This window comes from Streptomyces chromofuscus, assembly GCF_015160875.1.
Lineage (GTDB): Bacteria > Actinomycetota > Actinomycetes > Streptomycetales > Streptomycetaceae > Streptomyces > Streptomyces chromofuscus.
Map to the genome: position 1 here is coordinate 7,313,380 of NZ_CP063374.1, position 13,632 is coordinate 7,327,011.

At 73.7% G+C, this 13,632-nt stretch carries 13 protein-coding genes and 1 pseudogene; 8 read left to right on the plus strand and 6 right to left on the minus strand.

Annotated features, from left to right (window positions below):
* The first annotated feature begins 92 nt into the window (after nt 1-92).
* Complete coding sequence (locus IPT68_RS32790) at nt 93-1,541, plus strand: PepSY-associated TM helix domain-containing protein (RefSeq protein WP_189700094.1); 1,449 nt, start codon at nt 93-95, stop codon at nt 1,539-1,541.
* A 60-nt stretch (nt 1,542-1,601) separates the two neighbouring features.
* Here the strand turns inward: IPT68_RS32790 and IPT68_RS32795 are convergent, their stop codons facing one another.
* Nucleotides 1,602-1,952, minus strand: a complete 351-nt coding sequence (locus tag IPT68_RS32795; protein WP_189700093.1) for a tetratricopeptide repeat protein — start codon at nt 1,950-1,952, stop codon at nt 1,602-1,604.
* Nucleotides 1,953-2,029: 77 nt separating this feature from the next.
* A complete protein-coding gene (locus IPT68_RS32800; RefSeq protein ID WP_189700092.1) occupies nt 2,030-2,995 on the minus strand; it encodes a pirin family protein in 966 nt (321 codons plus the stop codon).
* Between the two features lie 393 nt (nt 2,996-3,388).
* On the opposite strand from IPT68_RS32800, the gene IPT68_RS32805 reads away from it, so the two are divergent.
* The 5 genes from IPT68_RS32805 (at nt 3,389) to IPT68_RS32825 (ending at nt 7,694) form a co-directional block, all read left to right on the plus strand.
* Complete coding sequence (locus IPT68_RS32805) at nt 3,389-4,510, plus strand: CapA family protein (protein WP_189700091.1); 1,122 nt, start codon at nt 3,389-3,391, stop codon at nt 4,508-4,510.
* Between the two features lie 31 nt (nt 4,511-4,541).
* Entirely contained in the window at nt 4,542-4,994 is a 453-nt protein-coding gene (locus IPT68_RS32810) for a YbhB/YbcL family Raf kinase inhibitor-like protein (RefSeq protein WP_189700090.1), read from the plus strand.
* Nucleotides 4,995-5,376: 382 nt separating this feature from the next.
* On the plus strand, nt 5,377-6,225 hold the full coding sequence (locus IPT68_RS32815; protein WP_228040662.1) for a helix-turn-helix transcriptional regulator: 849 nt from the start codon (nt 5,377-5,379) through the stop codon (nt 6,223-6,225).
* Entirely contained in the window at nt 6,222-7,199 is a 978-nt protein-coding gene (locus IPT68_RS32820) for a pyridoxal-phosphate dependent enzyme (RefSeq protein WP_189700089.1), read from the plus strand. Before IPT68_RS32815 ends, IPT68_RS32820 begins: the two co-directional genes overlap by 4 nt.
* Nucleotides 7,200-7,328: 129 nt before the next feature.
* Nucleotides 7,329-7,694: a cupin domain-containing protein gene (locus IPT68_RS32825; RefSeq protein ID WP_189700088.1), complete on the plus strand. Its 366-nt coding sequence runs from the start codon at nt 7,329-7,331 to the stop codon at nt 7,692-7,694.
* A gap of 55 nt (nt 7,695-7,749) precedes the next feature.
* Here IPT68_RS32825 and IPT68_RS32830 read toward each other — a convergent pair whose 3' ends face one another.
* A complete protein-coding gene (locus IPT68_RS32830) occupies nt 7,750-8,724 on the minus strand; it encodes an NAD(P)-dependent alcohol dehydrogenase (RefSeq protein ID WP_189700087.1) in 975 nt (324 codons plus the stop codon).
* 207 nt (nt 8,725-8,931) lie between these two features.
* Between IPT68_RS32830 and IPT68_RS32835 the strand changes: the two genes are divergently transcribed.
* The gene (locus IPT68_RS32835) at nt 8,932-9,633 is read left to right on the plus strand and encodes an SDR family oxidoreductase (RefSeq protein WP_189700086.1); all 702 of its coding nucleotides are present in this window, start codon (nt 8,932-8,934) and stop codon (nt 9,631-9,633) included.
* Nucleotides 9,634-9,802: 169 nt separating this feature from the next.
* On the opposite strand, the gene IPT68_RS32840 is transcribed toward IPT68_RS32835, so the two are convergent.
* Nucleotides 9,803-11,155: a vWA domain-containing protein gene (locus IPT68_RS32840; protein ID WP_189700085.1), complete on the minus strand. Its 1,353-nt coding sequence runs from the start codon at nt 11,153-11,155 to the stop codon at nt 9,803-9,805.
* Nucleotides 11,152-12,009 (minus strand): AAA family ATPase, encoded by an 858-nt coding sequence (locus IPT68_RS32845; RefSeq protein WP_189700084.1) that lies wholly within the window; start codon nt 12,007-12,009, stop codon nt 11,152-11,154. Before IPT68_RS32845 ends, IPT68_RS32840 begins: the two co-directional genes overlap by 4 nt.
* A 146-nt stretch (nt 12,010-12,155) precedes the next feature.
* On the opposite strand from IPT68_RS32845, the gene IPT68_RS32850 reads away from it, so the two are divergent.
* Nucleotides 12,156-12,752: a TetR/AcrR family transcriptional regulator gene (locus IPT68_RS32850; protein ID WP_189700083.1), complete on the plus strand. Its 597-nt coding sequence runs from the start codon at nt 12,156-12,158 to the stop codon at nt 12,750-12,752.
* Nucleotides 12,753-12,997: 245 nt separating this feature from the next.
* Here IPT68_RS32850 and IPT68_RS34880 read toward each other — a convergent pair.
* Nucleotides 12,998-13,556, minus strand: a pseudogene (locus IPT68_RS34880) (ATP-binding cassette domain-containing protein).
* Nucleotides 13,557-13,632: the final 76 nt, after the last annotated feature.

Sequence of the window (13,632 nt, forward strand, 5' to 3'; positions counted from 1 at the left end):
CACTGAACTCGGTGGGAACGTGGGGCACTTGGGCGCCGACTACTGCACCACTACGGCCGAAGACCGCCCCCCGCTTCTTTGGAGAGCCGCCGATGACCACCGTTTCCTCGACCAGCACGGAAGAGGCCCCCCAACCGACCGCTCCGCCGCCGGGAGTCGGCAGCTGGGCGCCCCTGCGTCCGCTCGTGCTGCGCCTGCACTTCTACGCCGGACTGCTCGTCGCCCCCTTCCTCCTCGTCGCCGCGACCACCGGCCTGCTGTACGCCGCCTCGTTCCAGGTGGAGAAGGTCGTGTACGCGGACGAGATGACCGTCCCCGAGGTCGGCGCCACCGAGCTCGCGATGTCCGAGCAGGTGGCCGCCGCCCGCGCGGCCCACCCCCAGGGCACGGTTTCGGCCGTACGGCCGTCGCCGGACGACGACGCGACCACGCGCGTGATGCTGTCCGGCGTGCCCGGCGTCGACGAGGGCCACACGCTCGCCGTGTTCGTCGATCCCTACACCGGGGAGGTGCGCGGGGCCCTGGAGCAGTACGGCGCCACCGGGGCGCTGCCGCTGCGCACCTGGATCGACGAGTTCCACCGCGATCTGCACCTCGGCGACACCGGCCGCCTCTACAGCGAACTCGCCGCGAGCTGGCTGTGGTTGATCGCTCTCGGGGGCCTGGTGCTGTGGTTCACCCGCCGCCGCGCCCTGCGCAGGGTGCGCGGCACCAGCGGGCGGCGCCGCACCCTCGGCCTGCACGGCACGATCGGCGTCTGGGCCGCGATCGGCTTCCTCTTCCTGTCGGCGACCGGCCTGACCTGGTCGGCCCATGCCGGCGCGAACATCGACGAACTGCGCACCTCGCTCGGCCACTCCACGCCCTCGGTCTCGGCGACGGCGGGCGGCGACCACGGGGGCCACGGCGCCGCCGAGGGTTCCGGCGGCACCGGTGAACACGGCGTCGGCCTCGACAAGGTGCTGGCCGCGGCCCGGGCCGAGGGACTGGGCGACCCGGTGGAGATCGTCCCGCCGGCCGACGCGGAATCGGCCTACGTGGTGAAGCAGGTGCAGCGCAGCTGGCCCGAGAAGCAGGACTCGGTCGCCGTCGACCCGGCGACCGGCGAGGTGACGGACGTACTGCGGTTCGCCGACCATCCGCTGCTCGCGAAGCTGACCCGCTGGGGCATCGACCTGCACAGCGGCGTCCTGTTCGGGCTCGTGAACCAGATCGCCCTGATGCTGCTCGCGCTGTCCCTGATCGTGCTGATCGTGCTCGGCTACCGCATGTGGTGGCAGCGCGGGCGCGGCTCCGCCTTCGGCCGGCCGATACCGCGCGGCGGCTGGGCGCAGGTGCCGCCGCAGATCCTGGTCCCGCTGATGGTTGCGGTCGCCGTCGTCGGCTACTTCGTGCCGCTGCTCGGGATACCGCTGGCCGCGTTCGTCGTCGTGGACGTGATCCTGGGCGAGATCGCCCGTCGCCGGGGACGGCGGGCGTCCGGCAACGGGGGAGAGACCGCCGACGGGGCGGCGGCCCGGGCGGGAACCGCCGCCGGGTGAGGACCGGCCCGGCCTCCGGGGGAGGCCGGGCCGCAACCGCGCGTCGCGGGGACGCGCTCGTCAGCTCCGCTCGTCGAAGTCACCCGCGAGCGCGGAGGCGATCCGCAGATGCGGCTCCGCCTCGTCCTGCCGACCCTGGCGCTGGAGCGTGCGGCCGAGCATCAGCCGGGCGTAGTGCTCGACCGGGTCCCGCTCCACGATGACCCGCAACTCGGCCTCGGCGCGCCGCAGTTGGGCCGAGTGGTAGTAGGCGCGCGCCAGCAGCAGCCGCGGTCCGGTCTGCTCCGGCACCTCCTCGACCAGCCCGCCCAGGACGCTCGCCGCGGCGGCGTACTCCTTGGCGTCGAAGAACATCCGCGCCCGGTCCCACCGCTCGGCCGCTGTTCCGTGGTCGTAGTACGTCGTGTCCACTGGTGACCTCCTTCGCGGACTCCAACCGAAGCGAGTGGTTGAACATTCCACGAACATGGACACGACGTGCCGGTGAGCTACCGGACGCGGCCCCGTGGCTTCAGGGGCGTCGCCGGCAGCTCGGGGGCGGCGAGCGGGGCGCCCTCGTACCCCTTCACCTCACCGAACCGGCCGCCCGACGCCCAGTCGGCGAGGGCCTGCTCGATCTCCGCCTGGGTGCGCCCGACGAAGTTCCACCACATGACCAGTTCCTCCGCGAACGGCTCGCCGCCGAGCAGCATGACGCCGGCGTCCGACTCGGCGCGCATCGGCAGTTCGTCGCGGCCGCAGCCGAGATAGAGCAACGATCCCGGCAGCACGGGCACGCCGTCGACGTGCACCTCGCCGGACATCGACAACACCCCGTACTCGAAGTCCGGTACGAGCGGCAGCCGTACGGCCGCGCCGCGCGCCAGCGCGAGATCGGCGCCCACGATCGGCGTGTACGCCGTGCCGGGCGACGTCGCGCCGTCGAGGTCGCCGAGCATCACGGTCGCGGTGAGACCCGGCGCCGTGAGCGTGGGCAGCCGGGCGTGGTGCTCGAACGCGGGCTCGGTGTGGCGGTGGGCGTCCGGGAGCGCGACCCACAGTTGGGCGCCGTGCAGGAACCGGGCGTGGGAGCGGGGGCTCTCTTCCGAGTGGCTGATCCCCCGGCCCGACGTCATCAGGCCGAGTTCCCTCGGCCCGATGCTCTGCAGGCTGCCGGTCGAGTCGCGGTGCAGCACCTCGCCCTCGTGCAGCCAACTGACCGTCTGCAGCCCCATGTGCGGATGCGGGGGCACCTGCATGCCGGGCTCGTCGGCGATGTCGTCGGGACCGTAGTGATCGACGAAGGCCCACGCGCCGATCATGCGCCGACCGAGGTTCGGCAGCAGCCTGCGCACCTCGGTCGACTCGCCGAGCCGTACGTGTCGAGGGCTCAGCAGCTCGCGGACGGGTTCGGCCACGACGAATCCGCGTCCGCCGCACACGCTCGGTACGGGCGCGCGGTCAAGGTTGCTCATGCGCCACAACCTAGCCGGGCGCGCCGGGGCGACGCAGGAAGACCGGCTTCCGGGGCCGAAGCCGAACGTCCCGCCTGTGCTCGTCGACGCCGTTGCACCGGGCATCCCGTCGGAGAACCCGATCAACCCATTCGCCGACGAATCACCGCCACACGGCCCGTGCGGATCGTCGACTCCGTCGTTGGCCCCGGTGGTTTCGGTGAGACCGCCGGGACGCAATCGGCGGAAGGAAACCGACGGACATGTACGGCGCACGGCGTTTCCCTCTCACCGGCGACCTCGTGCCCACCCGCTGACCCCGGCGACCGGCCGCCCCCGCGACGCCCTCCCGGCGACGGTCGACCGATCCGCCTGCCGCTCCGGCACGGGCCCGGTGCGGCCTAGGGTGGGTACATGGACGGCGATGTCGTGACGCTGTTCCTCTGCGGGGACGTGATGCTCGGGCGCGGCGTCGACCAGGTCCTCGCGCACCCCAGCGACCCGGCACTGCGGGAGGGGTACATCGCGGACGCCCGCGACTACGTGGCGCTGGCAGAGGCGGTCAGCGGCCCCGTCCCGGCACCGGTCGACCCCTCGTGGCCGTGGGGCGAGGCGCTGCGGGTGCTGGACGAGGCCGCGCCGGACGCGCGGATCGTGAACCTGGAGACGGCGGTCACCCGCTGCGGCGCGTTCGCCCCCGGCAAGCAGGTGCACTACCGGATGCACCCGGCCAACCTGCCCGCGCTGTCGGTGGCCCGCCCCGACGTCTGCGTCCTGGCCAACAACCACGTCCTGGACTTCGGCCGTCCCGGACTGCTCGAGACCCTGGACGCGCTCGCCGGCGCGGGCCTGCGGACGGCGGGCGCGGGACGGAACAGCGCCGAGGCGTACGCCCCCGCCATGACCCCGCTCGCAAACGGCGGGCGCGTGCTGGTGTTCGCCCTCGGCACACGCTCCAGCGGCATCCCGCCCGACTGGGCGGCCACCGAGGACGGCCGGCCCGGAGTCGCCTACGCAGCGGGCCTCACGACCGGCACGGCCGAGGCCGTCGTCCAGCGCGTGCGACGCGTCAAGCGGGCCGGTGACCTCGCCGTCGTCTCCGTGCACTGGGGCTCGAACTGGGGCTACCTCGTCCCCCGCGACCAGGTCCGCTTCGCGCACGCCCTGGTGGACGGCGGCGTCGACCTCGTCCACGGCCACTCCTCGCACCACCCCCGCCCGGTGGAGGTCCACCGGAACCGGCTGATCCTGCACGGCTGCGGCGACTTCGTCGACGACTACGAGGGCATCCCCGGCTACGAGGAGTACCGCGACGACCTCCGGATCGCCTACCTCGCGACGCTGGACGCGGACACCGGGCGGCTGGCCGGCCTGCGCATGGTGCCGCTGCGAGCGCGGCGGATGCGGCTGGAGCACGCCCCCGCGCGGGACCGAATGTGGCTGTGCACCCTGCTCGGCCGGATCAGCGCGGGCGTGCGGGTGCGTCCGGAACCCGACGGGACGCTCACGGTGAGCTGGTCCTCGGGGTTCACGTGAGTTCTGGCCCCGGTGCGGTTACTCGGACCACATGGCTGGCATCGACATCAGAAGTAGCGCATTCAACGACCATTCCTTCATCGCGCGCCACTATGCGTACGAGGGGGAGAACGTGTCGCCCCCGCTGGAGTGGAGCGGCGTACCGGACGACACGACCGAGCTGGTGCTGCTGTGCGAGGACCCCGACGCCCCGTCGGGCACCTTCGCGCACTGGATCGTGGTCGGCATCGATCCCCACAGCCACGGGGTCGAGGCAGGGCAGGTCCCGCCCGGCGGCACCGAACTCGTCAACGGCTACGGCGAACGGGGCTGGGGCGGGCCGCATCCCCCGCCGGGGGACGAGGCGCACCACTATGTCTTCCGGCTCTACGCCCTGTCCCAACCGTGCGTGCTGCCCGACGCGCCGAACGCCCGGCAGGTGCACGAGACGGTCGAGCAACGGGAAGTCGCCGACGGCACGCTGGTGGCCCTCTACCAGCGGTGAGACGGCGGCCTGTTGAGACCGCGGCCCAGTGACACCGCGGCCCGCCCGGCTGCCGGACCTGCCCGCGGCGGCCCCGTGCCGGGTCGGGCGTGCCGACTCGCTGCTCGTCGCACGTCGTCGTCCTCGCGTGACTGGTTGGCTCGTGGATCGCCCCCGCCACCCGGGCGATCCGGGTGCCGGCCGGCACCGTGCGTCCTCGCCTGCACCCCCGACCGGGGGACGACAGTCCCGAAAGGTTCAGGGGCGGGTGGGTGTCCATGCGTGTGCGCCCGGCGGGCGCCTCTGGTGTCCGCCCGGCGGCGGGCTTAGACTGTGCGTCCAGTGCTTGGATGAAGAGTCCAGGAATGAAGGTCCAGGAGGGTGTCGGGTGGCGGAGCGGGACCTGGAGGCGCAGCGGGACGCGATCATCGCCGCGCTCACGCCGGTCGTGGACGGCATCGCCGCGACCTTCGGGCCGGTGTGCGAGGTGGTCCTGCACGACTACCGGCGGCCGGAGAAGTCCGTGGTCGCCGTCGCCGGTTCGGTGACCGGGCGGGCCGTGGGCGGTGCGATGAGCGAGATCGGGATGCGCGTCCTCGCCCGCGGTGACGAGGCCGGCGACGAGCTGAACTACCTCACCCGGACGGGGAACGGCCGGCTGGTCAAGTCGTCCACGATGGTGCTGCGCGACGCCACGGGGGCGGTGTTCGGCGCTCTGTGCGTCAACCTGGACGCCGGGGCCGTCCAGCAGGCCCAGGCCCTGCTCGGCGCGCTCGCCGGTGTGGGGGCCGGGCCCGTTGACGCGGTGCGGGCGCCGGTGACCACCTTCGGCAACGACATCGACTCGGTGGTCGACGCCATCGTGGACGCCCACCGACTGCGGCAGCACCAGAGCTGGGCCGGGCTCGACCGCGCGGAGCGCCTCGCCCTCTTCCGCAGCCTCGACGAGCACGGCGTGTTCGCCGTGCGCCGCGCCGTCGAGCAGGTCGCCGCCCGCCTCGGCATCTCCCGTGCCTCGGCCTACAACTACCTTGCGCAGGCGAGGAGCGGCGGCGAGTCGGGCGCCGGGCCGACGGCCGGGGGAGCCGCCGCCGGGCCGTCACCCGAACCCCCACCCGAGAGCGCCACCACCGCGGCGGCCTCGCAAAGGCCCACGCCCGTGACGACCACGGCTCCGACGTCCGAGGGACCACCTCCGGCAAGTCCGTCCGTGACGACCCCCGCCCCGACGTCCGAAGGAGCCCGCCAGTGACGACCACCACCCCGCCCGTCACCCTCGACGACGTCCGGGACGCCGCCGCGCGGCTGACGGGCGTCGCCCACCGCACCCCCGTCCTGCGCTCACGGACCCTGGACGCCCTGGTCGGCGCCGAGGTCCACCTCAAGTGCGAGAACTTCCAGCGCGTCGGCGCCTTCAAGTTCCGCGGCGCCTACAACGCCGCCTCCCGGCTGGCGCCCGAGCAACTGGCCCGGGGCATCGCCGCGTACTCCTCCGGCAACCACGCCCAGGCCGTAGCCCTCGCCGCCCGGGAACTGGGCACCACCGCCGTGATCGTCATGCCCGAGGACGCCCCCGCCGCCAAGCGGGACGCCACCGCCTCCTACGGCGCCGAGATCGTGACGTACGACCGCTACACCGGCGACCGGGTCGCCATCGCCGAGGCCCTGGCCGCCGAGCGGGGCCTCACGGTCGTCCCGCCCTACGAGCACCCCCATGTGATCGCGGGTCAGGGCACCGCGGCACTGGAACTCCTGGAAGAGGCGGGGGAGTTGGACGCGCTGATCGTCCCGGTCGGCGGTGGCGGGCTGATCGCCGGGAGCGCCACCGTGGCCAAGGCGCTGCACCCCGGCATCCGGGTGATCGGTGTCGAGCCGGAGGCCGGTGACGACACCAGGCGGTCGCTGGAGGCGGGCCACCGCGTCAGCGTCCCGGTGCCCCGCACGATCGCCGACGGGCAGGCGCTGACCACACCCGGCGAGCTGACCTTCTCGGTCAACCGGCGGCTCGTCGACGGCGTCGCGCTGGTCGGTGACGACGAGATCCGGGCCGCGATGCGCTTCGCGTTCGAGCGGCTGAAGACCGTCGTCGAGCCCAGCGGCGCGACGCCGTTGGCCGCCCTGCTCGCCGGCCGCGTGGAGCGCCTCCCGCGTCGGATCGGCGTGATCGTCTCCGGCGGCAACGTCGACGCCGAACGCTTCGCCCGGCTGTGCGCGGGCGGCGACTGAGCGCGGGGTGGCGGGCCGGGGCCGGACGGGCGGACGATGAGACGGAGGGCTCGGCCTCCGCCGGCGCCGCTCAGGAACCCCCGGAGCGGGCGACGGAGACCGACGACCCGGCCGGAAAGGAGAGCGGTCATGCTAGAGGTGAAGACGCTCGACAAGCCGGACGAGCGGCGCGACTTCCCGCGCGGCCACCTGGAGGCCGTCCATCTCTCGGGACTCGACTTCGCGGTGGCCACCTTCGAGCCGGGCTGGCGCTGGTCGGAGTCCGTCGCCCCGATCGCGGGCACCGACACCTGCCAGATCCACCACAACGGCTACGTCGTCCAGGGCCGGATGCGGATCCGGATGGACGACGGCGCCGAGCAGGAGGTCGGCCCCGGCGACGTCTTCGTCTGCGCCCCCGGACACGACGCCTGGGTCGTCGGCGACGAGCAGGTCCTGATCTACGACTTCGCGGGCACCATGGCCAAGGAGTACGCCAAGTCCTCGGAGGGCTGACCGAGTCGAGGGGGAGGACGGCAGTGCGGGCACGCCCGGCGGGCGTGCCCGCACGTCACACGGTCACGACGATCTTCGCCCGCGCGTGCTCGACCTCCAGGTGCCGGATGGCCTCGGCCGCCTCGCTCAGCGGATACGTCCGTTCGACGACCGGGGTGAGCTTCCCGGACTCGACGAGGTCCCGCAGTGCCGTGAGGTTCTCCTTGCTCTGCTTCGCGGGGAGTTCGACCAGCCGCTGGCCGACGAACGGCGCCACCAGGCGCCGTTTGAAGAAGAGTCCCATCGGGCCGAGGAGGCTGCCGCCCTCGTAGAACCCCCCGCCGGACAGGACGAGCGTCCCGTCCGGGGTGAGAGCGCGCCGGAAGTCGCTCAGGGACCGGTTGCCCACCAGGTCCAGCACGACCTCGTACCGCCGCCCGGCGCGGGTGAAGTCCTCCCGCGTGTAGTCGACGACGTGGTCCGCGCCGAGCGAGCGGACCAGTTCCACGTTCCGGGTGCTGCACACGCCGGTGACCTCGGCGCCGTACGCCTTGGCGATCTGCACGGCGAAGGTGCCCACCCCGCCCGACGCGCCGTTCACCAGAACGGTCCGGCCCGGCCGCACCCGGGCGACGTCGCGCAGGCCGATGAGCGCGGTGTTCGCGGCGAGCGGCATCGCCGCGGCCTGCTCGAAGGTGAGGCGGGCCGGTTTCCGGTCGACCGCGCTGTCCGCGACGCGGACGAACTCCGCGAACGCCCCGTCGGCCTCGCCGTAGACCTCGTCGCCGGGCGCGAGACCCCGCACCGAGGCGCCGGCCGCCTCCACCACGCCCGCGAAGTCCCGGCCCCGTATGGCCGCCTTCGGCCTGCGCAGCCCGAAGGCGGCCCGCGCGATCTTCGGATCGCCGTGCATGTAGTGCCAGTCGTAGGCGTTGACGGAGGCGGCCCGCACCCGCACCAGCACCTCGCCGGCCGCGGGCACCGGCTGGTCGACCTCGCGGAACTCCAGCGTGTCCCAGCCGCCGTACCGGTCCTGAACCACTGCCTTCATGAGACCCCCCTCTGTTGCAGCGAGCGTAGGGAACGACCGGCGAGCGGCACATCAGGGCGAACCCCGAATCACCTCCGGGTCGCCTCCGGGAGGAACCCGGCCTTGCCCCGAGAAACCGATCGGTTTACTGTTCTCGTGTCGGGATGGAAACCGATCGGTTTCCCGTCCTGGTCGCCTCTGTGGCTCCGAGACAGTGAGGACAACCCCATGACCACCCTCGAAGGCTCCGTCGCCCTCGTCACCGGCGGCAGCCGCGGCATCGGCAAGGCGCTGGTGACGGCCCTGTACGAGCGCGGCGCGAAGAAGGTGTACGCCACCGCCCGCGACCCGCGCACCGTCACGCACCCCGACGCCGTGCCCCTCGCCCTGGAGGTCGGCGATCCCGCATCCGTCCGGGCCGCCGCGGCCGAGGCGCAGGACGTCACGATCCTGATCAACAACGCGGGTGCCGCGGTCCAGGCGAACTTCCTCGACTCGCCCGTCGAGGACGTGCGCCGCGAGTTCGAGACGAACTTCTACGGCCCGCTCCTCGTGACCCGCGCCTTCGTCCCGATCATCGAACGCAACGGTGGCGGTCACATCCTCAACGTGCACTCGGTGCTGTCGTGGATCGGCCTCGCGGGCTCGTACAGCGCCTCCAAGGCGGCGTTCTGGTCGCAGACCAACTCCCTGCGCCTGGACCTCAGGCCGCGCGGCATCGAGGTCACCGGTCTGCACGTGGGATACGTCGACACGGACATGGCCGCCGGGGTCGACGCGCCGAAGTCCACGCCCGAGAGCGTCGCCGGCCAGGCCCTGGACGGCATCGAGTCCGGCGCGTTCGAGGTGCTGGCCGACGACATCTCACGGCGGGTCAAGGCGGGCCTGTCGGCCGACCTCGCGGCGCTGTACCCGCAGCTCGCCGCCTGAGCCGCCGCCCGGTTCGAACGCTCTGGCCCCGAGCCACCTCGGCGCCCGAGCCGCCACCCCGACGTGCCCCCGGCGCCCGGGCCGTCCCCCCCCGGCTCGTCCCGGCGGCTGTGCTCAGCCCCGGGCCCGCCACCGGCTGAGCCCCGCCCCGGGCTCGGCCCCCGTCCGATCACACCGGCAGCAGGCGGGCGATCAGCCCGCTGAGCTGCCGGGCGTTGCGGCACTCATGCATCTCGACCAGCTCGGCGTAGGCGGGCGCGGCGGAGTCGCCGGTGCCCCACTGGCGGCGTGGCTCGGGGTTCAGCCAGTAGACGCGGCGGGCCCGCCGGGCGATCTGCCGTACGGCCGCCAGGTTCGGGTCGCCCATGTTCGTCCGGGCGTCGCCGAGCACGAACACCGTGGTGCGGGGGCCGACGGCGTCGCCGTACCGCTCGGCGAACTCGCCCAGCGCCATGCCGTAGTCGCTGCTGCCGTGCCAGCCCGTGAGCGTCGCCTCGGCGCGGATGCGCGCGCCGAGGCCGTCGGGGTCGGCGGCGCCGTGCGTCAGCAGGCCGGTCACCTCGTCGATCCGGTTGACGAACGCGAACACGCGCAGCTTGCTGAACTGGTCGTGCAGCGCCTGCACCAGCAGCATCGTGAAGTCCGAGAAGCCGGACACCGAGCCCGACACATCGCACAGCAACACGAGTTCGGGCCGGGCCGGACGCCGCCTGCGCAGCACCGGCCGCATGGGCACACCGCCCGTCGACAGCGAGCCGCGCAGCGTGCGCCGCAGGTCGATGCTGCCCCGGGCGGCACGGCGCCGCCGGGCGGCCAGCCGGGTGGCGAGCTTGCGGGCCAGCGGCCGCACCGCCCGGCGCAGCTCCGCCAGCCGGTCCTTACCGGCGTACAGGAAGTCGACCCGGTCGGCGGTGGGCGCCACCGCCCGCCGCGCGATCTCGTCCCGGTCGCGCCGCTCGGCCACCCGGCGCCGCGCCTCCGCCGCCACCAGCGCGCGGAAGACCTCGACGCGCCGCCGGATCTCGTCGTCCAGCAGCCGGTCCGCGAACCCCGTTTCCCCCGGCCGGGCCCGCAGTTCGGCGCGGACCCGGGCGAGCAGCGTCTGCGGGCGGATCCGGTCCAGCGTCTGGTACGCCGACCAGCCGTCGGACGCCGGGGAGCCGCCGTATCCGCCGAAGCCGTCGACGGCCTCGATCGCCAGCCGGCCCAGCAGCGCGCTGTCGTTGTCCGTGAGCGCCGCCGCGAGCCGGTCGCGCAGGTCGTCCCGGTCCGCCGCCCCGCCCTCCGGCCCGCCCACCGCGCGCGGGAAGTACAGGTCGAAGACCGGGTCGAACACCTGCCGCTGGCCCGTGGAGTGCAGCAGCGTGCCGGCGAGGCCCTCGCGCAGCAGCTCGCGGTCGGCGAGGCCGAGCACCTCCACCGCGCGCGCCGCGTCCACGGTCTCGCCGGTGCCGACGCGGACGCCGTGCGCGCGCAGCGCGGCCACGAAGTCCGTCAGCCGGGCGGCGACGTCGGCGGTCATCCGGCGTCCAGGTCCAGCTTGGCCGCCGCCTTCAGCACGTCGTCCTGGTGCTTCAGGAGCACGCCCAAGGTGTCGCGGACGACCTTCTCGTCGAGGGTGTCGGCGCCGAGCGCGAGCAGGGTGCGGGCCCAGTCGACGGTCTCGGCGACGGACGGCGCCTTCCGCAGGTCCATCGCGCGCAGCGCACCGACCACCCGGACCACGGACTCGGTCAGCGCCGCGTCGATCCCGGGCACCTTCAGCCGGACGATCCGCCGTTCCAGCTCCTCCTCGGGGAAGCCGATGTGCAGGAACAGGCAGCGGCGGCGCAGCGCCTCGGACAGTTCGCGGGTCGCGTTGGAGGTCAGCACCACGAAGGGGCGGCGTGTCGCGCTGACCGTGCCCAGCTCGGGAACGGTGACCTGGAAGTCGCTGAGCACCTCCAGCAGCAGTCCCTCGACCTCGACGTCGGCCTTGTCCGTCTCGTCGATCAACAGCACCTTGGGGTCGTCGCCGCGGATGGCGGTCAGCAGCGGGCGCGCCAGCAGGAACTCCTCGCTGAAGATGTCGGTGCGCGCCTCGTCCCACGTCTCGTCGCGGCCCGCGCTGATGCGCAGCAGCTGCTTGGCGTGGTTCCACTCGTACAGGGCCCGGGACTCGTCGACGCCCTCGTAGCACTGCAGCCGCACCAGCCGCGCCCCGGCGACCCGGGCGACGGCCTTGGCGAGCTCCGTCTTGCCGACACCGGCGGGCCCCTCCACGAGGAGCGGCTTGCCGAGGCGGTCGGCGAGGAAGACGGTCGTGGCGACCGCGGGTGATGCCAGGTAGCCGGTCTCGGCCAGGCGTGCGGAGACATCGTCGACGGAAGTGAACAACCGGGCCTCCGGCGGTGGCGGCGAATGGGGACGGCGGCTCCTATCTAAGCGCTTGTTCAGCGACTCTGCCACCCTCTCGCGGCCGCTGTGTCAGGCCCGTATACCGATCGGTTTCCGCTGCGGTCGCGGCGCGGTAACCTCGCGGTATGGCCACGACTGACAGGGCGACCGACGGGGCGACCGGCAAGGCGTCCCCCCGCGACCGGCTGCTCGACGCCGCGGCCCGGCTCTTCTACCGCGACGGCGTCTCCATCGGCGTGGAGGCGCTGTGCCGGAGCGCCGGGGTGTCGAAGCGGTCGATGTACCAGCTCTTCGACAGCAAGGACGAGGTGCTCGCCGCGAGCCTGGAGCGTCGGATCCCGGCGTACGAGGCCCAGCTCGCGCTCGGATCCCCGCACGCCGGAACGCCGCGGGAGCGGATCCTGCACGTCTTCGAACGGCTGGAGAAGGCTTCCGGGGACGCCGACTACTGGGGCTGCCCCTACCTTGCCGCGCTGGTCGAGCTCAAGAACCCCGAGCACCCGGCGAGCGTGGTCGCCCGGGCCGCCAAGGAGCGGCTCAAGACCGCCTTCCGTACCCAGGCCGAGCTGGGCGGCGCGCGGGATCCGGAACTGCTCGCCCGGCAGCTGATGCTGGTCTTCGACGGGGCGAGCGCCCGGTCCGGGGCGCGGGTGGAGGCGCTGGACGACGGTTTGGCGACGGCGACGGCGGGGGCGCTGCTCGACGCGAGCGGCGTGACGTAGCAAAACCGGGGAGGAACGGCGAGCGGGCGACCGCCTAAGCGACCGCCCGCGTTCACGTGCTCCTGTGCCGTCCGGGGTGCTTCCGCGTCCCGGCGCTCCCCGAGTCCACGCCGGACGGCGCGGCCGTGTCGTACAGCGAGCTGAACGCATGATGATCGCCGCGCCGAGGAACGCGGCCGGCAGCGTCGCCAGGAGCCGCCCGGGACGGTGCCGGACCGACCCCGTCGCCAGGAAGACCGTCTCGTTCACATCCTTGCCGCGACGTCGTCGCCCGGATGCGCCAGCCGTTCGGCCTCCGCGTCCGGCGTCGGCGCGTCCAGCCGTCCCGCGAGCCGGCCGTCGGCCAGGACAGCACCGAGTCGGCGTACGAGGCGGCGACCGGGTCGTGCGGCACCCTCACCACCGTCCGCCCGTGTACCCGCACCGCGTCCCGCAGCAGCCGCAGCACGTCCCGGGCGCTGCGTGAGTCGAGGGTGCCGGTCGGCTCGTCCGCGAAGATCACCCGGGGTTCGGTCACCAGCGCGCGGGCGATCGCCACGCGCTGGGACGTGCCCGAGCCCGACAGGTCCGCCCGGTGCAGGCGCCGCCCTCGGCAGGGGGCCGGGGGCGGCGCCGCCTGGCCGACCAGGCCCGCGCCTACGCCCATCACGGCCGTGAAGGTGCCGGCCCCAGGGTGAGCGTCACACCGTCCAGCGCGGTCACCGCGCTGTCGCCACTGCCACAGGGCTTGGTCACCTCGACCAGCCGCAGGGCCTCGGCGGCGGGTCCCCGGTCGTGCGTGGGTCGTGAGCCCGTGCGAAGCATCGTCGTCGCCCTCCCCGGGGCACGCCCTGTGCCTCGCCCACGACGCTACGGACGGTGGGCGCCGAGCACACGGGGC